The organism is Streptomyces parvulus, assembly GCF_014648855.1.
GTDB classification, from domain to species: Bacteria; Actinomycetota; Actinomycetes; order Streptomycetales; family Streptomycetaceae; genus Streptomyces; species Streptomyces parvulus.
The window spans coordinates 107,218-127,227 of the sequence record NZ_BMRX01000009.1; the positions used below are offsets into that span (position 1 = coordinate 107,218).

Below are 20,010 nucleotides of genomic sequence, written 5' to 3' on the forward strand. Positions count from 1 at the left end.
GGCGTGGCTCATTCCACGATCGGGAAGGCCTGCGATCTTCGTAGTTTTGTACGGACGGCGGGCGCCGTCCGTTCACAGCGGCAACTACTGCTCGGCCAGCGCCCGCAGCCGGCTCAGCGCCCGGTGCTGGGCGACGCGCACGGCACCGGGTGACATTCCCAACATCTGGCCGGTCTCCTCGGCCGTGAGCCCGACCGCGATGCGCAGCAGGAGCAGCTCGCGCTGGTTCTCCGGCAGGTTGGCCAGCAGTTTCTTGGCCCAGGCGGCGTCGCTGTTGAGCAGCGCGCGCTCCTCCGGGCCCAGGGAGTCGTCCGGCCGCTCCGGCATCTCGTCGGACGGGACGACGGTCGAGCCCGGGTGGCGCATCGCCGCGCGCTGCAGGTCGGCGACCTTGTGGGCGGCGATGGCGAAGACGAACGCCTCGAAGGGGCGCCCGGTGTCCTTGTAGCGGGGCAGCGCGAGCAGCACGGCGACGCAGACCTCCTGGGCGAGGTCCTCGACGAAGTGGCGGGCGTCGCCGGGCAGGCGGGACAGACGGGTGCGGCAGTAGCGCAGCGCGAGGGGGTGGACATGGGCGAGCAGGTCGTGCGTGGCCTGCTCGTCCCCGTCGACGGCGCGGTGGACGAGCCCACCGACCGTCCCCTGATCACGGGGCGCCTCGTCGTCACGCATCGGTCCATCGTGCCTTGCGGCCGTCCGATCCGTGGCTCCGTGCCCTGTGTTGTGCACCGAAGCGTTATGAGCAGGTGCGCCGGAACTCATCCCCTGCGCCCTCCCCTTCCGCTTGACCGACTCGTCCCCGAGGAACTCCACACCTCAAGGATGCGTCATCCGCGGCGAAACGAGCAGCGGGCACCCGGCGGGTCGGCTTGTCACCCCCGCTCACCTCGCGGTAAGCGGGGATCGTCGCATCCCCGACGGGCCCTGTCGTGGGCCTCCACCGCACGGGGTGCTCCTAGCGGACCAGGCCCCACCGGAAGCCGAGCGCCACGGCGTGCGCGCGGTCCGAGGCGCCGAGTTTCTTGAAGAGCCGCCGGGCGTGCGTCTTGACGGTGTCCTCGGAGAGGAACAGCTCGCGGCCGATCTCCGCGTTGGAGCGGCCGTGGCTCATGCCCTCCAGCACCTGGATCTCACGCGCGGTGAGCGTGGGCGCGGCGCCCATCTCGGCCGAGCGCAGCCGGCGCGGGGCGAGCCGCCAGGTCGGGTCGGCGAGGGCCTGCGTGACGGTGGCGCGCAGCTCGGCGCGCGAGGCGTCCTTGTGCAGGTAGCCGCGGGCGCCGGCGGCGACCGCGAGGGCCACGCCGTCCAGGTCCTCGGCGACGGTGAGCATGATGATGCGCGCCCCGGGGTCGGCGGAGAGCAGCCGCCGGACGGTCTCGACGCCGCCCAGGCCGGGCATGCGCACGTCCATCAGGATCAGGTCCGAACGGTCGGCACCCCAGCGGCGGAGGACTTCCTCCCCGTTGGCGGCCGTCGTCACGCGCTCGACGCCGGGCACGGTGGCCACCGCGCGGCGCAGCGCCTCTCGGGCGAGGGGGGAGTCGTCGCAGACGAGGACGGAAGTCATGGCCGTCCTCCGCAGCTGATGCGCGTCACGTTGAGCCTCCAGGCTGGTACGAAATCGTCACCTGTGCGGTCGACCGTCCCGGACGCCCGCCCGAGCACTTGTTCCTTCAACCGCCTCCGCACTCTCAACGACGGTCACTCGAAAGAGTTACGGGGCTGTGTGTCGTCTTCGGCACTCTACGTGAGGGGGCGGCCACACAGCAGACATGCGCGGCTGACCCGCGCCGTTTCATCACAACCGGTGCCCCATTCAGCCGCTTTTCTTCCACTTCGGCGGTGTCTGCGGCTAGATTCGCAATGAGTCATATTTTCATCTCCTTAGATCGTAGATGTACGGTCGGGGATGCCGGATCCCCCCATCCACCCATATCGGCATCAAGGGGTCACGCAATGGCAGATTTCTCCCGCCTTCCAGGACCGAACGCGGACCTGTGGGACTGGCAGCTCCTGGCTGCGTGCCGCGGGGTGGACAGCTCGCTCTTCTTCCATCCGGAGGGCGAACGCGGTGCGGCGCGGAGTGCTCGTGAGAACTCGGCCAAGGAGGTCTGCATGAGGTGCCCGGTCCGCGCCGAGTGCGCGGCGCACGCGCTGGCGGTGCGTGAGCCGTACGGCGTGTGGGGCGGGCTCACCGAGGACGAGCGCGAGGAGCTGATGGGACGGGCGCGCAACCGCCTGGTGGCGGCGTCGACGTCCGGACCGGCCGGCGGGGAGGCGGCCGCGCACCACTGAAGGAACGTTTCTTTGAAGGGGGTGCTCTCCGACGGGGGTTCTCTCGGACAGCAGGGGGCTCAGACCGGATCCGGCAGCCGTGCCGCGGACAGCCGCGCTCCCGCGTGGGCCAGCTCGTCCAGCGTCGCCGCCACCGCGGGCACCTGGGCCAGGTCGGGCAGGCTGAGCGCGACGATCTCCCGCCGCACCGCCGGCTCCAGCGCCACCGTGCGCACACCCCGGGGCCGTACGGACTCGACGGCGAGCTGGGGCAGGACGGCCACGCCCAGGCCCGCGCCGACCAGGCCGACCACGGCCGGGTAGTCGTCGGTCGCGAAGTCGATGCGGGGCGAGAAGCCGGCCCCCTCGCAGACCTCGACCAGCTGGCCACGGCAGCGGGGGCACCCCGCGATCCAGGACTCCCGGGCCAGCTCCCCGATGGCCACGGGCCCGGCGGACTCCGCGCGTGCCAGCCGGTGCCCCTCGGGGACCAGGGCGACGAGGCGGTCGGTCAGCAGGGGCCGTACGACGAGGTCGTCCCACTCCTCGGCGCCCGCCGCGCCCTCGTAGCGGAAGGCGAGCGCCACGTCGCAGTCGCCCTCGCGCAGCAGCTCGACCGAGTTCGGCGGCTCGGCCTCCTCCAGGGAGACCCGGGTGCCGGGATGCGCGGCGCGCAGCGCGGCCAGGGCCGTGGGGACGAGGGTGGAGCTGCCGCTGGGGAAGGAGACCAGCCGGACCCGGCCGGCGCGCAGCCCGGCGATGGCGGCGACCTCCTCCTCGGCGGCGGTGAGCCCGGCGATGATCCCGGCCGCGTGCCGCACCAGGGCCTCACCGGCCTGGGTGAGGCGCATCTCGCGGCCGGTGCGGACCAGCAGCGGGGTGCCGACGGAGGACTCCAGGGCCTTCATCTGCTGGCTGACGGCGGGCTGGGTGCAGCCCAGCTCGCGGCCGGCCGCGGAGAAGGAACCGGTCGATGCCACGGCGCGCAGCACACGGAGATGACGAGCCTCGATCACACACCCGAGGATAAGGGACGCTTTGGGTGAACGCCGAATATCACGTCGACACTTTGATGACGGCTGTCCTACCGTTCCGCCATGAAGCTTCTGTCTGTCAACCTCGGCCGCGTGAAGTCCGTGCCGTACACGGACCACCCCCGGGGCGTCACCGGCATCGACAAGCGGCCGGCCGACGGCCCCGTGCGGGTGGCCGCGCCCGGGCCGAAGGGCGTCGGGGCGAGCGGGCTGGCCGGCGACGCGGTGTGCGACACGCGGCATCACGGCGGCGACGACCAGGCCGTCTACGCGATGGCCCGCGAGGACCTGGACGCCTGGGAGCATGAGCTGGGCCGCCCGCTCGCCGACGGCTCCTTCGGCGAGAACCTCACCACCACCGGCCTGGACGTCTCCGGCGCCCTGATCGGCGAGCGCTGGCGGGTCGGCCCCGACCTGCTCCTGGAGGTGACCTCGGGACGCATTCCCTGCCGGACCTTCCAGGGCCACATGGGTGAGGAGCGGTGGATGAAGCGCTTCATGGAGAAGGCCGCGCCGGGCGCGTACTTCAGGGTGGTCGAGCCCGGCGAGATACGGGCGGGGGACGCCGTGCGGATCGTGCACCGGCCCGAGCACGACGTGACGGTGGCCCTTCAGTTCCGCGCGGTGACGACCCAGCGCGAGCTGCTGCCCCGGCTGCTCGCGGCCGGCGAGGCGCTGCACCCGGACGCGCTGGCGCAGGCCCGCAAGTACGTCGCGCGGTACGGCGGCTGACCGCTCCTCACCAGCGCGTTCCTCACCACCCCTGCACGACGGGCGGGACATGCGGACCGGAACGGACCCGCTCGGCCCGCCCCATAACCTTGCTCCATGACAACGGCATTGATTACGGGATCGACGGCGGGCATCGGCGCCGCGTTCGCCCGGCGGCTGGCGGCCGACGGACACAACCTGGTGCTGGTGGCCCGCGACACCAAGCGGCTGCGCGAGCAGGCGACCGAACTCCACGACCGGCACGGCATCGAGGCGGAGGTGCTGACGGCCGACCTGTCGACGGACGCCGGCATCGAGGCGGTCGCCACCCGGCTGGGCGAGCGCAGGCACCCCGTCGACCTGCTGATCAACAACGCCGGCTTCGGCAACAAGGGCAAGTTCCTCGACGTCTCCATGGCCGACGAGCTGACCATGCTCAAGGTGCACTGCGAGGCGGTGCTGCGGCTGACCTCGGCCGCGGTGGAGGCGATGCGGGAGCGCGGCCGCGGCGGCGTCGTCAACGTGGCCTCGGTCGCGGCCTTCGTCCCGCGCGGCACGTACGGCGCGTCCAAGGCGTGGGTGGTGCAGTTCACCCAGGGCGTCGCGAAGGACCTGGCCGGCAGCGGCGTACGCCTGATGGCCCTCGCCCCCGGCTTCGTCCGCACCGAGTTCCACGAGCGGGCCGGCATGGGCACGGACAACATCCCGAACTGGATGTGGCTCGACGCGGACAAGGTCGTCGCCGCGGCCCTGGACGACCTCTCCCGCGGCAAGTCCCTCTCCATCCCGGACCCCCGCTACAAGACCCTGATGGGCGCGGCGAAGCTGGTCCCCCGGGGCATGCTGGGCGGCATCAGCTCACGGACGGGCCGGAAGTACGGCCCGCAGTAGGAAGCGGGCACCGGGCCCCGAAGGGGCGCGGGGAACTGCGCGAGCCACGACACCGCCGCACCCGGCCCCGAACCGGCAGGGGCAGACGCGACCCCGCCGCCGGCGCCGCAAAGAGACGGTGCCCAGCCCCCCGCAGGGGACTGGGCACCGTACAGACCGCGCAGCGATCAGTGGGAGTGGCCGTGGCCGTGGCCCGCGGCGGCCGGCTCTTCCTCTTCCTTCTTCTCGACGACCAGGGTCTCGGTCGTCAGGAGGAGGGAGGCGATGGAGGCCGCGTTCTCCAGGGCGGAGCGGGTGACCTTCACCGGGTCGATGACGCCGGCCTTGACCAGGTCGCCGTACTCGCCGGTGGCGGCGTTGAAGCCCTGGCCCTTGTCCAGCTCGGCGACCTTGGAGGTGATGACGTAGCCCTCCAGGCCGGCGTTCTCGGCGATCCAGCGCAGCGGCTCGACGGCGGCGCGGCGGACGACCGCGACACCGGTGGCCTCGTCGCCGGTCTTGCCGAGGTTGCCGTCCAGCACCTTGACGGCGTGGACCAGCGCGGAGCCACCACCGGAGACGATGCCCTCCTCGACCGCGGCGCGGGTCGCGGAGATGGCGTCCTCCAGACGGTGCTTGCGCTCCTTCAGCTCCACCTCGGTGGCGGCGCCGACCTTGATCACGCACACGCCGCCGGCCAGCTTCGCGAGGCGCTCCTGGAGCTTCTCGCGGTCCCAGTCGGAGTCCGTGGACTCGATCTCGGCCTTGATCTGGTTGATGCGGCCCTCGACCTCGTCGCGCTTGCCGGCACCGTCGACGATCGTGGTGTCGTCCTTGGTGACGGTGATGCGGCGGGCGGTGCCGAGCACGTCCAGACCGACCTGGTCGAGCTTGAGGCCGACCTCCTCGGAGATGACCGTGGCGCCGGTGAGGACGGCCATGTCCTGGAGCATCGCCTTGCGGCGGTCGCCGAAGCCCGGGGCCTTCACCGCGACGGCGTTGAAGGTGCCGCGGATCTTGTTGACGACGAGGGTGGAGAGCGCCTCGCCCTCCAGGTCCTCGGCGATGATCAGCAGCGGCTTGGAGGCGTTGGACTGGATGACCTTCTCCAGCAGCGGCAGCAGGTCCGCGATGGAGGAGATCTTGCCCTGGTTGATCAGGATGTACGGGTCGTCGAGGACGGCCTCCATACGCTCCTGGTCCGTCACGAAGTACGGCGACAGGTAGCCCTTGTCGAAGGCCATGCCCTCGGTGAAGTCCAGCTCCAGACCGAAGGTGTTGGACTCCTCGACGGTGATGACACCGTCCTTGCCGACCTTGTCCATCGCCTCGGCGATCAGCTCGCCGACCTGCTGGTCCTGGGCGGACAGCGCGGCCACGGCGGCGATGTCGGACTTCTCGTCGATCGGCCGGGCCGTGGCGAGGAGGTCCTCGGACACGGCGGCGACGGCCGCGTCGATGCCCTTCTTCAGCAGCGCCGGGGAGGCGCCGGCGGCGACGTTCTTCAGGCCCTCGCGGACCAGCGCCTGGGCGAGCACGGTGGCGGTGGTGGTGCCGTCACCCGCGATGTCGTTGGTCTTGGTCGCCACCTCCTTCACCAGCTGGGCGCCGAGGTTCTCGTACGGGTCCTCGACCTCGACCTCGCGGGCGATGGTGACGCCGTCGTTGGTGATGGTGGGAGCGCCGAACTTCTTGTCGATGACGACGTTGCGGCCCTTGGGGCCGATCGTCACCTTCACGGTGTCGGCGAGCTTGTTGACGCCGCGCTCGAGGGCGCGACGGGCGTCCTCGTCGAACTTCAGGATCTTCGCCATGGGAGCGTGAGCCCTCTTCCGGAAATCTTGGGGTTAAACGGCGACTGCGCCCCGGGCGCCCGGCTTTTTATGGTCGCGGGAGCCAGGGGCGCAGCTGTAAAGCAAGGTGCTTCGGTGAAGCGAAGGGCTGGTGAGCCGCTTCTACTTCTCGACGATCGCGAGCACGTCGCGGGCCGAGAGGACGAGGTACTCCTCGCCGTTGTACTTCACCTCGGTGCCGCCGTACTTGCTGTAGAGCACGACGTCGCCGACGCTGACGTCGAGCGGAAGGCGGTTGCCGTCCTCGAAGCGGCCCGGGCCGACGGCCAGGACGACGCCCTCCTGGGGCTTCTCCTTGGCGGTGTCCGGAATGACCAGGCCCGAAGCCGTGGTCTGCTCGGCGTCGAGCGGCTGGACCACGATGCGGTCCTCGAGCGGCTTGATGGCAACCTTGGAGCTGGTGGTCGTCACGATCCGACCTCCCCCTTCGGAGATCTCACGGGGTTAACTGTCTGAGGTGGCGACCAGGTCGATCCGTCGTCGCGGGTGCCGGACCTGCCCGTCGCGTTGTTGGCACTCTCCAGTGGGGAGTGCCAGGGCCGAGACTATGACTGCGATTAGCACTCGGTCAAGCGGAGTGCCAATGCCTGCGGCGCGTCGGCCGGGTTTTCGCGTGAACGCCGGTCTGTGGAGCGCATTCGGCGTGGGTGTGGGCCTCGCTGGGGGCTGCCGCCCCCAGACCCCCGCTTCGGCCTGGACGGCCTCGTCCTCAAACGCCGGACGGGCTGGAAGTGAGGTAGTCGTTCAAGTTGCCCACCTTCAGCCCCTGCTCCTCGATCGTCTCCAGCAAACGCTCCGTACGGGCCGCCAGGTCCACGGACACGATGTCGCCGGGGTGCAGGCGGTGCTCGCCCCGGGTGTAGGACAGGTCGCCGTCGGCGTTCAGGGACGCCCGCCACAGGACCACGGCCGTGATGCCGCAGTCGGCGGCGGCGCGCAGGGTCGTGGTGTCGTACGTGCCGTGCGGTGGGCGGAAGAGGTGGGGGCGGACGCCGAAGCGGGAGCCGAGCTTGGTCTGCTGGCCGCAGATCTCGGCGCGCTGGCCGGCGTAGGGCAGGCCGCGCAGGGAGCGGTGGTCCAGGGTGTGGTTCTGGAGGCTCGCGCCCACCGAGCGCAGGCCGGCGAAGTGGCCGTACGCCGGTCCGGCCACGGTGTCGGTGAGGAACAGGGTGACCGGGAGGCGCCGTTCGCGGATCAGGGCGGTGAAGCCGGGGTCGCGCTCGGCGCCGTCGTCGTAGGTGAGGAAGACGACCCGGTCGGTGGTGCGGACGTGGTCGACGACGGGCGGCAGGTTCCGGCTCTGGTCGCCGCCCCGGTCGCCGCCCCGCGCGGGCTCCCCGGCCACCGGCTGCCCGGCGGGGCCGGCGAACCGCGCGCATCCGGTGAGCAGCACGGCGGTCAGGGCGGCGGCCAGGGTCGCGGTGGTCGCCGGCCGGTACCGCCCCCACCTCACAGGTAGTCCTCCAGGCGGGCCACCGCGTACCCCTCGGCGGTGATCCGGTCCAGGAAGCGGCGCGCCATGTCGGTCATGGTGCCGTCCCAGTCCTCGGTGCCCCGGAAGTGCGTGAGGACGATGTCGCCGGGGTGCAGGTCGCGGTCCCACTCGCGGTACTCCCAGTGGTCGACGAACACCTCCTCGTTCCAGATGGGCGCGTACTCGATGCCGCAGGTCTTGGCGGCGCGCAGGGTGTCGCGGTTGTAGTTGCCGAAGGGCGGGCGGAAGAGGACGGGGCGCTTGCCGTAGCGCTTCTCCATGACGTCCTGCATGCCGCAGATCTCGCGCTTCTGCTCCGCGTAGGAGAGGCCGGGGAGGTAGGGGTGGCTCAGGGTGTGGTTGTTGAGGGTGACTCCGCGGCCCTGCATCTTCTTGAAGTAGCCGTAGTCGTCCTTGATCTCCTCGTCGGTGAGGAAGACGGTGTACGGGATCTTCAGCTCGCTCATCATCCTCAGGAAGGCGCGGTCCTTCTCGGCGCCGTCGTCGATGGTGAGGAAGACGATCTTCTCCTTGGTGGGGATCGTGGTGAAGACCGGCGGGAGGCCGTCATCCTCCTGGCCCTCGACCTCGAAGCCGTCGCGCGCCGTGATCTCCGGCTTCTTCGCGGGGGGCTCGGGCGCCGTCAGCGGGACCTTCGCGAGGTTCCAGCGCTTGGCCGCGGCGACCCGGGCGGCCTGCGCCGCGCGCAGTTTGGCCGCGTAGCCGTCGAGGGCGCGGGCCGGGGGTGCCTGGAGGGGCTCCTGGCCGGGGGCGCCTCGGACGTCCGGGGCGTCCTGCGCACAGCCGGCGGCGAGGGCGGCCGCGGCGAGGAGGACGGCGACGGCGGCGGCGCGCCCGCGCGGCCCGGGGGCAGTCGCCGCCCGCAGCACCCGCGACGCCCGGCTTTTGTCATTTTGTACGACTGCTCGCATGGTGCCGGATCCTCGCAGTCCCGGGCCGCCGGACCCCGCCCGACACCACGCCGGAGGCACACCGTCCACCGACTGGCCCACAATGAGTCGGTGAACGACCTCGACGCCCTGCTCCGCCTGCTCACCCCCGAAGGCCGCGCGCTCCTCGACAAGGTGCGCGACACCGACCCCGCGCGGGAGTTGGCCGTCGCCACCCGGCTGCGCCGCGACCACCCCGCGGAGCTCGTGTCGGCCGCGCTGTGGCAGGCACGGCTGCGGCAGCGGGCGGTGGCGAAGTTCGGAGCCGGGGACGCCGGGCGGATGTTCTTCACGGCCAACGGGGTCGAGCAGTCCACGCGGGCGAGTGTGGCGGCGTACCGGGCGCAGCGGTTCGCCGCCCTGGGCGTCACGTCCGTCGCCGACCTGTGCTGCGGGATCGGCGGTGACGCGATCGCGCTGGCCCGGGCGGGCATCCGGGTGCTGGCCGTGGACCGCGACCCGGCGACCGCCGCGGCGGCGCGCGCCAACGCGGAGGCGCTGGGGCTGGCCGAGCTGATCGAGGTGCGCGAGACGGATGTCGAGGCGGTGGACACCGACGGGTACGACGCGGTCTTCGTCGACCCGGCCCGGCGCGGCGGCCGGGGGCGGATCTTCGACCCCGAGGCCTACTCGCCGCCGCTGTCCTGGGCCGTCGGCGCGGCCCGTGCGGCCTCCCGCGCCGCCGCGCTGAAGGTGGCGCCCGGCATCCCGCACGAGGCGGTGCCGGACGACGCCGAGGCCGAGTGGATCTCCGACGGCGGGGACGTGAAGGAGGCGGTGCTGTGGTTCGGCGGCGCCGCGGGGGCCGTGCGGGCCACCCTGCTGCCGGGCCCCCGCACCCTGCCGGGCGCCGGCCTGCCCGACCCGGAGGTGCGCGCACCCGGCCGGTACCTGTACGAGCCGGACGGCGCCGTGATCCGCGCCCACCTGGTCGCCGAGGTCGCCGCGCAGGTAGACGGCGGTCTGCTCGACGCGACCATCGCGTACGTCACCGCGGACGAGCTGCTACCGACGCCGTACGCCACCGCGTACGAGATCACCGACCTGATGCCCTTCAACGTGAAGAGGCTGAAGGCGCTGCTGCGGGAGCGGGGGGTCGGCACGCTGACGGTGAAGAAGCGGGGCTCGGCGGTGGAGCCGGAGGAGCTGCGGCGCAAGGTCAAGCCGCAGGGGCCGAACGCGGCGACGGTGTTCATGACCCGGGTCGCGGGGGCGCCGACGATGCTGATCGGGCACCCGGCGCCCAGGGCCTAGCCCGCCTCCCGCGCCCGGCGGGTCAGCAGCTCGCGTTCGCGTTCGTTGCGGGCCAGGGACGCGGCCCGTTCGAACTCCGCGCGCGCCTCGGCCGTACGCCCCAGGCGGAGCAGGAGGTCGCCGCGGACGCTGGGGAGCAGGTGGTAGTCGCGCAGGGCCGGTTCGGCGGCCAGGGCGTCGACGAGGGTCAGCGCGGGGGCCGGGCCCTCGGCCATCGACACGGCGACCGCGCGGTTGAGTTCGACGACCGGGGACGGGGCGCGGGCGGCGAGCAGGCCGTAGAGCGCGGCGATCCGCGGCCAGTCGGTCTCCTCGTAGCGGTACGCCGTCGCGTGGCAGGCGGCGATCGCGGCCTGGAGGGCGTACGGGCCCGGGGCGCCGGAGCCGGCCGTGGCGTGGGCGTGGTCGAGGGCCGTGATGCCGCGGGCGATGAGCAGACGGCTCCAGCGGCGGCGGTTCTGGTCGCGCAGGAGCACCGGCTCGCCGCCGGGGCCGGTGCGGGCGGCGGTGCGGGAGGCCTGGAACTCCAGCAGCGCCGTAAGGCCGTGCACCTCGGGTTCCTTGGGCATCAGGGCGGACAGGACGCGGGCCAGGCGCAGGGCGTCCTCGCACAGCGCCGGGCGGAGCCAGTCGTCGCCGGCGGTGGCCGCGTACCCCTCGTTGAAGATCAGGTAGATGACCTCGAGGACCGAGCCGAGGCGGGCCGCGCGGTCCGGGCCGTACGGCACCTCGAAGGCGACGTTCTTCCTGGCCAGGGTGCGTTTGGCGCGCACGATGCGCTGTGCCACGGTCGGTTCCGGTACGAGGAAGGCGCGGGCGATCTCGGGGGTGGTCAGGCCGCCGAGCAGCCGCAGGGTCAGGGCGATGCGGGCCTCGGCGGAGAGCACCGGGTGGCAGGCGGTGAAGACCAGCCGCAGCAGGTCGTCGTCGATGTCGTCCGGCCCGGCGGGCTCCTCGGGCGGCCCCGTCTCGGCGGGCAGTTCGCGGCCGATCTCGGCGAGCTTGCGGGCGTAGGTCTCCCGGCGCCGGATCAGGTCGACGGCGCGGCGGCGGGCGGTGGCCATGAGCCAGGCGCCGGGGTTGTCGGGCACGCCGTCCCTCGGCCACTGCTCCAGGGCGGCGACCAGGGCGTCCTGCGTGAGTTCCTCGGCGATGCCGACGTCGCGCACGAGCCGGGCGACGCCGGCGACGACGCGCGGCGTCTCCAGTCGGAAGACGGTCTCCAGGGCCTCGGTGGGCTGCTGTTCCACAGCCCACCATGCAACACCCTCGAACGGGCCGGGCAAAGCGGAACTCAGCCCTCCATGAGCTGGCGCACCTCGCAGGTGACCGTCCAGTACTCCTCGTGCACCTTCAGGAACCGCTTGGTCCACTCGACGGCCTCGGCCTTGTCCTTCGCCTGGAGGAGGGCGTAGCCGCCGACGACCTCCTTGGACTCGGTGAACGGCCCGTCGGTGACGGACAGCTGCCCGCCCTCGTAGTGGACGCGGGTGCCGTCGGCGGTCGGCGTCAGACCGGCCGTGTCGAGCAGCACGCCGGCCTTCGTCATCTCCTCCATCAGCTTCTCCATGCGCTGCACCAGCTCGGGGCTGGGGCCGCCGGAGAGGGCGTCGGTCTCCTCGATGCGGATCAGCGACAGGTAGCGGGGCACGGTGACTCCTCGGGTTCGGCGGCGGGGTCGCTCCCCGGCCGCTCACCCAGTGCGTCGAACGGGACGCGCGCGGATCGACAGGCTCGCCGACTTTCTTCGAGGAATTTTCCGGGGCGCCGCTAGCGCAGCGATTCCCACAGGTCACGGGCGTCGGGCTCGCGGGCCACCACCCGGTTGGGATCCCAGGGCGCCGGGTCCACCGGCAGGGTCACGGTGCGTACGTCGTCCGCCGCAAGGCCCCCGAGGCTGCGGCCGAGGCCCGTCAGCTCGCCCAGCGAGTCGAGGCCGGTGTCGGTGGTGAGGCTGTCGGTGGCCGCGTCCGCGACCTGGTACAGGCGCGGGGGGTCGGTGAGCAGGTCGGTGGCGGCGATCTGCTCCAGGAGCGCCTTCACCAGGTTCTGCTGTAGCTCTATCCGGGCCAGGTCGCTGCCGCCGGCCAGCCCGTAGCGGGTGCGGGCGAGGCCGAGCGCCTCGGTGCCGTCGAGGTGGTGGGTGCCGGCGTCCAGGTGCAGGTGGCTCTTGTCGTCGTCGATGTCCACGTCCGTGGTGACGGTGACTCCGCCGAGGGCGTCCACCAGCTTGGCGAAGCCGGAGAAGTCGATCTCGATGTAGTGGTCCATGCGGACGCCGGTCAGGGACTCGACGGTCTTGACCGCGCAGACCGGTCCGCCCAGTTCGTAGGCGGTGTTGAACATCGCGCCGCTCGCCTCCCGGGTCGAGCCGCCGGACTCCAGCGGGCAGGACGGGCGGTCGACGAGCGTGTCGCGCGGGATGCTGACCACGGTGGCGGCGGTGCGGCCCGCGTCGAGGTGGACGACCATCGCCGTGTCGGAGCGGGCGCCGCCGCTGTCGCCGCCGCCGAGTTCGCTGTTCTCCTCGCCGGTGCGCGAGTCGGAGCCGAGGACCAGGAGGTTCAGGGCGCCGGTGGGCACCGGGGACGCGGACGGCGAGCCGGAGGGGGCGGTGGCCGGGCGGGCGGGGCGGTCGTCGCCCAGGGCACCGTCGATGTCGACGCTGGTGATGTTGCCGTTGAGGTGCCAGTAGGCCCAGCCGGCGGCTGCGGAGCCGAGCAGCAGGGCGCCGGCGAGCGCCAGGCCGGCCACCTTGAAACCCTTCGAACGCCCACCGCGCCCGTCCCGCGCTTCCCGCGCAGCCATGCGTCCGCCCCCGCCCCAGCCGGTCCCGTTCGCGTCCCCTCGCGCCTGCCCCGTCGGAGGGAACATAAGTCGGAATTGTTGAAACAGGAACGTGCGGGTCGGGATTCTGCGTAAATTCTCAGACTTCGGCCGGGGCCCGGGAGTCGGGGCCGCTGAGACCCGGCGCGACGCGGCCGGGACGCGACGGGCTCCCCGCCGCTCAGCCGGCGCCGGGCGCCGCCGTGCTGCTGCGCACCTCCAGGCTGGTGGCCAGCTCCACCCGGGTCGCCGACGCGGAGCCGTCGTCCCGCCCGAGGTCCAGGACCAGCCGCGCCGCCGCCTCGGCCATCTCCGTCAGCGGCTGCCGTACGGTCGTCAGCGGCGGCCCCACCCAGCGCGCCACCGGCAGGTCGTCGAAGCCGACCACGCTGAGGTCGTCCGGGATGCGCAGCCCCAGTTCGCGCGCCGCCTCGTACAGGCCGAGCGCCTGGAGGTCGTTGCCCGCGAAGACCGCGGTCGGCCGGTCGGGCCGGCGCAGCAGCTCCAGGCCCCGCCGGTAGCCGGCCTCGTGGTGGAAGTCGCCGGTGACGATCAGACCGGGGTCGACCGGCAGCCCGGCGGTCTCCAGGGCGGCCCGGTAGCCGTCGACACGGGCGCGGCTGCACATCATCCGGGTGGGTCCGCTGATCGCGCCGATGCGGGTGTGGCCGAGGTCGACCAGGTGGCGGGTGGCGGCGAGTCCGCCCTGCCAGTTGGTGGCGCCGATGGACGGCACGTCGGCGCCGGGGTCGCCGGCCGGGTCCATCACCACGAAGGGGATGGAGCGGCTGGTCAGCAGCGCCCGCTGCGACTCGTCGAGGCCGGACAGCACGAGGATCACGCCGTGCGGACGGCGGGCGGCGACCTGGTCGGCCCAGGTCCGGCCGGGCGTGAGGCGCCCCGCGCTCTCGGAGAGCACCACGCTGAGCCCGGCGTCCCGGGCCACGTTCTCCACGCCCCGGATGACCTCCATCGCCCAGGCGCTCTCCAGCTCGTGGAAGACCAGGTCGATCAGCGGCGAACGGGCCGACTCGGCACGCCGGCGCCGGTAGCCGTGGGTCCGCAGCAGCTCCTCCACCCGGGCCCGGGTGGCGGGAGCGACGTCGACCCGCCCGTTGAGCACCTTCGAAACAGTCGGCGCCGAAACACCGGCCGCCCGCGCGATCTCGGCGAGGGTCGCGGTCTGCGGGGACCGCTTTTGCGTCCGGGTTTCAGCGGGCTGGGGGGATGTCATGGCGGCGATCGTAACCTCGCGGTGCCCTCCTGACGAAGGGTTCAGCGAAGACGGGACTCCGGAACATTCGGAGAGACGGCCGAATCATTCGACCCGCCCGGCCGCGCCCGGCCGACCGCCCGCGTCAGTCCCCGGCCGCCTCAGTCCCCGTCCGCCGACTCGAACCGCCACCGGTGCACCTGACGGGTGACCAACCCCCCGTCGGGCTCCGGCAGTTCCGGCAGGTCCGCGTCGTACGGCGCGTCCCACCACGTGATGACCAGGACCCGGTCCTGCGGGGCGCGCAGGGTCTCGCGGCGGAGGGGGGAGGGGGCGAGGGGCTGGGCGCGGGCCCAGGCCAGGAGGGCCTCGCCGCGGCCGGGGACGGCGCGCGCCTCCCACATCAGGGCGACCGTCACGAGTACAGGTTCTCCCTGCTCACCTCGTGGACGTGGTCGTGGGAGTGACCGGTCCCGGGCACGTGCGGGTCGGTCACCGGCAGCGAGGAGTCCGCCGACAGGTCCCAGTCGGAGGCGGCCCGGCCGCGGGCGACCATCTCGGCGCCGAGGGCGGCCACCATGGCGCCGTTGTCCGTGCAGAGCTTCGGACGCGGCACCCGCAGCCGGATGCCGGCCGCCTCGCAGCGCTCCTGGGCCAGCGCGCGCAGCCGGGAGTTGGCGGCCACGCCGCCGCCGATCATCAGGTGGTCGACGCCCTCGTCCTTGCAGGCGCGCACCGCCTTGCGGGTCAGCACGTCCACGACCGCCTCCTGGAAGGACGCCGACACGTCGCGCACCGGCACTCCCTCCCCCGCCGCCCGCTTCGCCTCGATCCAGCGGGCCACGGCCGTCTTCAGCCCGGAGAAGGAGAAGTCGTACGCCGGGTCGCGCGGGCCGGTCAGCCCGCGCGGGAAGGCGATCGCGTTCGGGTCGCCCTCGCGCGCGTACCGGTCGATGACGGGGCCGCCGGGGAAGCCCAGGTTCAGCACCCGGGCGATCTTGTCGAAGGCCTCGCCGGCCGCGTCGTCGATGGTGGCGCCCATCGGGCGGACGTCGGAGGTGATGTCCGTCGACAGCAGCAGCGAGGAGTGGCCGCCGGAGACCAGCAGCGCCATCGTCGGCTCGGGCAGCGCGCCGTGCTCCAGCTGGTCGACGCAGATGTGCGAGGCGAGGTGGTTGACGCCGTACAGGGGCTTGCCGAGGGCGTAGGCGTACGCCTTGGCCGCCGAGACGCCGACCAGCAGGGCGCCGGCGAGGCCGGGGCCGGCGGTCACCGCGATGCCGTCGAGGTCGCGGGGCGACACCCCGGCCTCCTTGAGGGCGCGCTCGATGGTGGGGACCATCGCCTCCAGGTGGGCGCGGCTCGCCACCTCGGGGACGACGCCGCCGAAGCGGGCGTGCTCGTCGACGCTGGACGCGATGGCGTCGGCCAGCAGGGTGGTGCCGCGGACGACACCGACGCCGGTCTCGTCGCAGGAGGTCTCGATCCCCAGGACCAGAGGTTCGTCAGCCATGATTGTCGGTTCCCATGTCGGTTCCCGGGGCGGTTCCCGGGCCGGCGGTTCCCTGATCGGTGCCCGCCACGGAGTTGGAAGGGTCGGTCAGGCGCATCACCAGGGCGTCCACGTTGCCCGGCTGGTAGTAGCCGCGCCGGAAGCCGATGGGCTCGAAGCCGAACCGCTCGTAGAGCCGCTGGGCGCGGGTGTTGTCCACCCGGCACTCCAGCAGCACCTCGGTGCACTCGAAGGCGGTCGCCGCCCGCAGCAGCTCGGTCAGCAGCCGCGCGCCGAGCCCGGTGCCCCAGTGGTCGCGGGCGACGGCGATGGTCTGCACGTCGCCCTGGTCCCCGGAGGTGACGAGGCCGGCGTAGCCGACCAGGCGGCCGTCCTCCTCGGCGACGAGGTAGCGCCGGGTCGCGCCGGGGCCGCGCGCGTGGGCCAGCTCGGACCAGAACATGCCCCGCGACCAGGCGTCCTCGGGGAACAGCTCCCGCTCCATGCGGAGCACGGGGTCGATGTCCCACCAGCGCATCTCGCGCAGCACGGCAGTGGCTGACTCGGTCACTTGGGGGTGACCACCTTGTAGTTCTTGGGCACCTGGGCGTCCGGCCGCCGCAGGTACAGCGGCCGGGGCTCCGCCAGTTCCTCGCCCGCGGCCAGCTTCTCGGCGGCCAGGCTCGCGAGGGCGGCGGCGGAGACGTGCTCGGGCTCGTGCGCCTTCGGGAAGGTGTCGGGGTAGAGCAGCGCGCCCGCGCCGACGGCGGGGAGCCCGGCGACCTGTCCGGCGATGTCGGCCGGCCGGTCGACGGCCGGGTCGGTGAGCCGGGTGCGGGAGTCGGCGTAGCGCGCCCAGTAGACCTCCTTGCGGCGGGCGTCGGTCGCCACCACGAAGGGCCCCTCCAGGTCGGCGGCGTACGCCAGGCCGTCCAGCGTGCACACGCCGTGCACGGGGACGCCGAGGGCGAGCCCGAAGGTGTCCGCGGTCATCAGGCCGACGCGCAGGCCCGTGTAGGGGCCGGGGCCGATGCCGGCGACGATCCCGGTGACGGCGTCGAGCCGCAGTCCGGCCTCGGCGAGCACCCGGTCGACGGCGGGCAGCAGCAGCTCGCCGTGGCGGCGTGCGTCCACCTGGCTCGACGAGGCGATGACGTCCGAACCGTCGTGCAGCGCGACGGTCACGGCGGGCGTGGCGGTATCCAGAGCGAGCAAGAGCACGCAAACAGCCTACGGCGCCGCGCGGCCCCCGGCGGACGCCCGGTCGGCTCCCCCACCCCGGACCCGTGTCGCACAGAGCGATCACCACGTCACGTACTGCTACCGTCGCCGGGAACGCAGGCAGGACGTACGACGACGAGGTGGTCGCCCGTGGCAAGCAGCAGCGCCGGTTTCGTCACCGGCCTCACCGCGGCCGCCCTCGCGACGATCGGCTACCTCGGCCACCAGGCGGCGGCCACCGCCCCCGAGGACCTCGGCCGGCCGCGGGCGAGCGGCAGCCCCGCCCCCGGCGCGTCCAAGGCGCCGCGCGACCGCAGGCACCCCGAGGCGCTGCCGGGCGGGTCCGGCCAGGGTGAACGGGTGGTGTACTCGGTGGACGACGACCGGGTGTGGCTGGTCGGCGCGGGCGGCGAGGTGCGGCGCACCTTCCGGGTCACGCCCAGCACCGTCGACCCGGCGCCGGGCACCTACGCGGTCACCTCCCGCTCCAACCGGATCACCGGTTCCGACGGCAGCCCGGTCGAGCACGTCGTGCGCTTCACCAGCACCGAGGGCGTGGTCATCGGGTTCAGTGCGGCGGTCGACGGCTCGACGGCGAGGCCCGATCCGGGCGAGCGCACCGGCGGCATCCGGGAGTCGCGTGCGGACGGCGACGCGATGTGGCGGTTCGCGACGATCGGGCAGCCGGTCGTCGTCGTCCCCTGAGGCGGGCGGACGCCGGGGCGGATGTTCCGACAAGGCGTCGGGAAAATATTGCGTTCCCGGTCTTGGCCGTGGTCACATGGTACCCAGCTCGTAGTTAGGCATGCCTAACTACGCCCGCCCCCGACCCGCAGGAGGCGTCCATGTCCCAGACCGAGCCGCGTCCCGGCCCGAGGCCGCTGTCACCCGCGCCCGGCCCGGTGCCCATGAGCGAACTGCTGGCGTCCTGCGCCGCCGCCGCGGCGGTCTCGACGCCGCCGCGCGCACCCGCGCCGGAGACTCGCCGGCCCGGGCGGGAGCACCGCGAGGCCGCCTGACACCCGGCACGCGGGACGGGGCCGATCAGCCCGCCAGCACGCTCATGTCGGCCTCGGCCCAGCGCGTGCCGACCCCGGTCAGCGTCACGTGCCGCACCTCGTCCGCGGTGTCGCCGACGGCGCGGTCGATCCGCAGCTGCAGCCGGTCGTCGGTCAGCTCCTCGACCTTGCCCTCGCCCCACTCCACGACGATCACGGAGTCGGGCAGCGAGACGTCCAGGTCGAGGTCCTCCATGTCGTCGAGGCCCCCGGAGAGCCGGTAGGCGTCCACGTGGACCAGCGGCGGGCCGGAACCGAGCGAGGGGTGCACACGGGCGATCACGAAGGTCGGCGAGGTGACGGCGCCGCGCACGCCCAGGCCCTCGCCGAGACCGCGGGTCAGCGTCGTCTTGCCCGCGCCCAGCTCCCCGCTGAGCATCACCAGGTCACCGGCGCGCAGCAGCTTGGCGAGCCTGCGGCCCAGTTCCCGCATCTGCTCGGGGGAGGTGACGGTGATCTCGGTGCCCGGGGCGGGCTCAGCCGGGCCCCGCGGTGCTGCTGGTGCTTCCATAGCCCTCAACGGTAGCGGCTGCCGGGACCGCGCCCGCGCGGGCGAGCAGGTCGGCGAGACGGTCGGTGACCAGCTCCGGATGCTCCAGCATCACGAGGTGCCCCGCGTCGGGGACGAGCACCAGTTCCGCCTCCGGCAGCAGCCCCGCGATCGCCTCGCTGTGCTCGCTCGGCGTCACCAGGTCCCGCACCCCGGCCAGCACCAGGACGGGCAGGTCCGCGAAGTGGGCGAGGGCCTCGGTCTTGTCGTGGTCGTTGAAGGCCGGGTAGTACTCCGCGACCACGTCGATCGGCGTCGACTCGATCATCCGCTCGGCGAACCGGGCCACCGCCGGGTCGACGTCCCGGGAGGCGAAGGAGTACCGCTTGATGATCCCGGCGAACAGGTCGGCCGTCGCCCGCCGCCCCTTCTCCACCAGCTCGGCGCGCTGCCCCAGCACCTTCAGCACACCCGGCAGCACCCGCCGGACCGCGTTGACGCCGGCCACCGGGAGGCCGAAGTTGACCTCGCCGAGCCGGCCGGAGGACGTGCCGACCAGGGCGACGCCGACGACCCGCTCGCGGACCAGGTCGGGGTAGGCGTCGGCCAGGGCCATCACGGTCATGCCGCCCATGGAGTGCCCGACCAGCACGATCGGCCCCTCGGGCACGGCCGCGTCGATGACGGCCCGCAGGTCCCGGCCCAGCTCCTCGATGGTGACCGGCGCCCCGTCCCGCCCCTGGGACACGCCCCTTGCGGACCGGCCGTGGCTGCGCTGGTCCCAGTGCACGGTGCGCACGACGCCCCGCAGGGCGGCCCGCTGGAAGTGCCAGGAGTCCTGGTTGAGGCAGTAGCCGTGGCTGAAGACGACGGTGACCGGGGCGGGTGCCTTGCGGCCGAACAGCCGCCTCCTGCGCCGGGTGAGCGCGGACTCCGCCGCCGGTTCGACGTCGTCGACCTCGTAGTACAGCTCGGTGCCGTCGTCGGCGTACGCCTTGCCGGGGGTGCCGCGCAGGCCGCCGTAGGGTCCCGCCGAGTCCAGGGCGAGGCGGGCCTTCTGTCGCATGCCGCGGCCGACCGTCAGCCGCTCTATCGCCACGCCGGCCGCGGCGCCCGCCGCGACCACGCCTATGGCGACGCCCGCGAGGCCCGTCGTCCGGCGCCAGCCGCCGGCGGCGGCCTCGGTGGCCGCTTCCGTGGCGGAGGCGACGGCCGACGCGACGGCCTCCGCGTTGCTCTCGCTCACGTACACCGCTCCTCATTCGCCGGGCCGCTGTGCGCTGTGCGGAT

Annotated in this window: 23 protein-coding genes; 6 read left to right on the top strand and 17 right to left on the bottom strand. The window is 73.2% G+C overall.

The genetic code is table 11. From position 1 onward, the window contains the following. Positions 1–84: 84 nt before the first annotated feature. Positions 85–672 carry a sigma-70 family RNA polymerase sigma factor gene (locus IE108_RS18670; RefSeq protein ID WP_064729392.1) on the bottom strand — a complete coding sequence of 196 codons (588 nt, stop codon included), beginning with the start codon at positions 670–672 and terminating at the stop codon, positions 85–87. 283 nt (positions 673–955) lie between these two features. Beyond that, positions 956–1,567: a response regulator transcription factor gene (locus tag IE108_RS18675; protein WP_003948568.1), complete on the bottom strand. Its 612-nt coding sequence runs from the start codon at positions 1,565–1,567 to the stop codon at positions 956–958. A gap of 389 nt (positions 1,568–1,956) precedes the next feature. Between IE108_RS18675 and IE108_RS18680 the strand changes: the two genes are divergently transcribed. Next, complete coding sequence (locus tag IE108_RS18680; RefSeq protein WP_064729391.1) at positions 1,957–2,295, top strand: WhiB family transcriptional regulator; 339 nt, start codon at positions 1,957–1,959, stop codon at positions 2,293–2,295. Positions 2,296–2,354: 59 nt separating this feature from the next. Here the strand turns inward: IE108_RS18680 and IE108_RS18685 are convergent, their stop codons facing one another. Continuing rightward, positions 2,355–3,290 (bottom strand): LysR family transcriptional regulator, encoded by a 936-nt coding sequence (locus IE108_RS18685; RefSeq protein ID WP_064729390.1) that lies wholly within the window; start codon positions 3,288–3,290, stop codon positions 2,355–2,357. A gap of 81 nt (positions 3,291–3,371) precedes the next feature. Here IE108_RS18685 and IE108_RS18690 point away from each other — a divergent pair, with 81 nt between their 5' ends. Both IE108_RS18690 and IE108_RS18695 read left to right on the top strand, forming a co-directional pair. Further along, positions 3,372–4,040, top strand: coding sequence for an MOSC domain-containing protein (locus tag IE108_RS18690; RefSeq protein WP_107420253.1), 669 nt, complete (start codon positions 3,372–3,374; stop codon positions 4,038–4,040). 96 nt (positions 4,041–4,136) lie between these two features. Further along, entirely contained in the window at positions 4,137–4,910 is a 774-nt protein-coding gene (locus tag IE108_RS18695; protein WP_064729388.1) for an SDR family NAD(P)-dependent oxidoreductase, read from the top strand. 167 nt (positions 4,911–5,077) lie between these two features. Here IE108_RS18695 and groL read toward each other — a convergent pair whose 3' ends face one another. The 4 genes from groL to IE108_RS18715 form a co-directional block, all read right to left on the bottom strand. Beyond that, positions 5,078–6,703 carry a chaperonin GroEL gene (gene groL / locus IE108_RS18700; RefSeq protein WP_064729387.1) on the bottom strand — a complete coding sequence of 542 codons (1,626 nt, stop codon included), beginning with the start codon at positions 6,701–6,703 and terminating at the stop codon, positions 5,078–5,080. A 141-nt stretch (positions 6,704–6,844) separates the two neighbouring features. After that, positions 6,845–7,153 (bottom strand): co-chaperone GroES, encoded by a 309-nt coding sequence (groES, locus tag IE108_RS18705; RefSeq protein ID WP_003974211.1) that lies wholly within the window; start codon positions 7,151–7,153, stop codon positions 6,845–6,847. 298 nt (positions 7,154–7,451) lie between these two features. Beyond that, the gene (locus tag IE108_RS18710) at positions 7,452–8,195 is read right to left on the bottom strand and encodes a polysaccharide deacetylase family protein (protein ID WP_064729386.1); all 744 of its coding nucleotides are present in this window, start codon (positions 8,193–8,195) and stop codon (positions 7,452–7,454) included. Continuing rightward, positions 8,192–9,148, bottom strand: a complete 957-nt coding sequence (locus IE108_RS18715; RefSeq protein ID WP_079163633.1) for a polysaccharide deacetylase family protein — start codon at positions 9,146–9,148, stop codon at positions 8,192–8,194. The genes IE108_RS18710 and IE108_RS18715 overlap by 4 nt, the downstream gene beginning before the upstream one ends. Before the next feature lie 90 nt (positions 9,149–9,238). Here IE108_RS18715 and IE108_RS18720 point away from each other — a divergent pair, with 90 nt between their 5' ends. After that, positions 9,239–10,420: a class I SAM-dependent methyltransferase gene (locus tag IE108_RS18720; RefSeq protein WP_229852148.1), complete on the top strand. Its 1,182-nt coding sequence runs from the start codon at positions 9,239–9,241 to the stop codon at positions 10,418–10,420. Here the strand turns inward: IE108_RS18720 and IE108_RS18725 are convergent. From IE108_RS18725 to tsaB, 8 genes are all read right to left on the bottom strand, one after another. Then, the gene (locus IE108_RS18725) at positions 10,417–11,670 is read right to left on the bottom strand and encodes an RNA polymerase sigma factor (protein WP_064729384.1); all 1,254 of its coding nucleotides are present in this window, start codon (positions 11,668–11,670) and stop codon (positions 10,417–10,419) included. The genes IE108_RS18720 and IE108_RS18725 overlap by 4 nt on opposite strands. Before the next feature lie 44 nt (positions 11,671–11,714). Further along, entirely contained in the window at positions 11,715–12,071 is a 357-nt protein-coding gene (locus IE108_RS18730; protein ID WP_064729383.1) for a YciI family protein, read from the bottom strand. Between the two features lie 119 nt (positions 12,072–12,190). Then, positions 12,191–13,228, bottom strand: coding sequence for an LCP family protein (locus IE108_RS18735; RefSeq protein WP_079163632.1), 1,038 nt, complete (start codon positions 13,226–13,228; stop codon positions 12,191–12,193). Positions 13,229–13,427: 199 nt separating this feature from the next. Next, the gene (locus tag IE108_RS18740; RefSeq protein ID WP_064729382.1) at positions 13,428–14,480 is read right to left on the bottom strand and encodes a LacI family DNA-binding transcriptional regulator; all 1,053 of its coding nucleotides are present in this window, start codon (positions 14,478–14,480) and stop codon (positions 13,428–13,430) included. 140 nt (positions 14,481–14,620) lie between these two features. Further along, positions 14,621–14,878, bottom strand: a complete 258-nt coding sequence (locus IE108_RS18745; protein WP_064729381.1) for a hypothetical protein — start codon at positions 14,876–14,878, stop codon at positions 14,621–14,623. Beyond that, positions 14,875–15,972 (bottom strand): tRNA (adenosine(37)-N6)-threonylcarbamoyltransferase complex transferase subunit TsaD, encoded by a 1,098-nt coding sequence (tsaD, locus tag IE108_RS18750; RefSeq protein ID WP_064729380.1) that lies wholly within the window; start codon positions 15,970–15,972, stop codon positions 14,875–14,877. Before tsaD ends, IE108_RS18745 begins: the two co-directional genes overlap by 4 nt. Further along, positions 15,965–16,489, bottom strand: coding sequence for a ribosomal protein S18-alanine N-acetyltransferase (rimI, locus tag IE108_RS18755; RefSeq protein ID WP_064731929.1), 525 nt, complete (start codon positions 16,487–16,489; stop codon positions 15,965–15,967). Before rimI ends, tsaD begins: the two co-directional genes overlap by 8 nt. Positions 16,490–16,518: 29 nt before the next feature. After that, positions 16,519–17,172 (bottom strand): tRNA (adenosine(37)-N6)-threonylcarbamoyltransferase complex dimerization subunit type 1 TsaB, encoded by a 654-nt coding sequence (gene tsaB, locus IE108_RS18760; RefSeq protein WP_064729379.1) that lies wholly within the window; start codon positions 17,170–17,172, stop codon positions 16,519–16,521. 150 nt (positions 17,173–17,322) lie between these two features. On the opposite strand from tsaB, the gene IE108_RS18765 reads away from it, so the two are divergent. Next, positions 17,323–17,877, top strand: a complete 555-nt coding sequence (locus tag IE108_RS18765; protein WP_064729378.1) for a hypothetical protein — start codon at positions 17,323–17,325, stop codon at positions 17,875–17,877. 140 nt (positions 17,878–18,017) lie between these two features. Then, positions 18,018–18,191, top strand: coding sequence for a hypothetical protein (locus tag IE108_RS18770; protein ID WP_189397703.1), 174 nt, complete (start codon positions 18,018–18,020; stop codon positions 18,189–18,191). 25 nt (positions 18,192–18,216) lie between these two features. On the opposite strand, the gene tsaE is transcribed toward IE108_RS18770, so the two are convergent. Together tsaE and IE108_RS18780 are read right to left on the bottom strand one after the other, a co-directional pair. Beyond that, positions 18,217–18,741, bottom strand: coding sequence for a tRNA (adenosine(37)-N6)-threonylcarbamoyltransferase complex ATPase subunit type 1 TsaE (gene tsaE, locus IE108_RS18775; protein WP_064729377.1), 525 nt, complete (start codon positions 18,739–18,741; stop codon positions 18,217–18,219). Further along, positions 18,707–19,966, bottom strand: a complete 1,260-nt coding sequence (locus IE108_RS18780) for an alpha/beta fold hydrolase (RefSeq protein ID WP_064731928.1) — start codon at positions 19,964–19,966, stop codon at positions 18,707–18,709. Before IE108_RS18780 ends, tsaE begins: the two co-directional genes overlap by 35 nt. Positions 19,967–20,010: the final 44 nt, after the last annotated feature.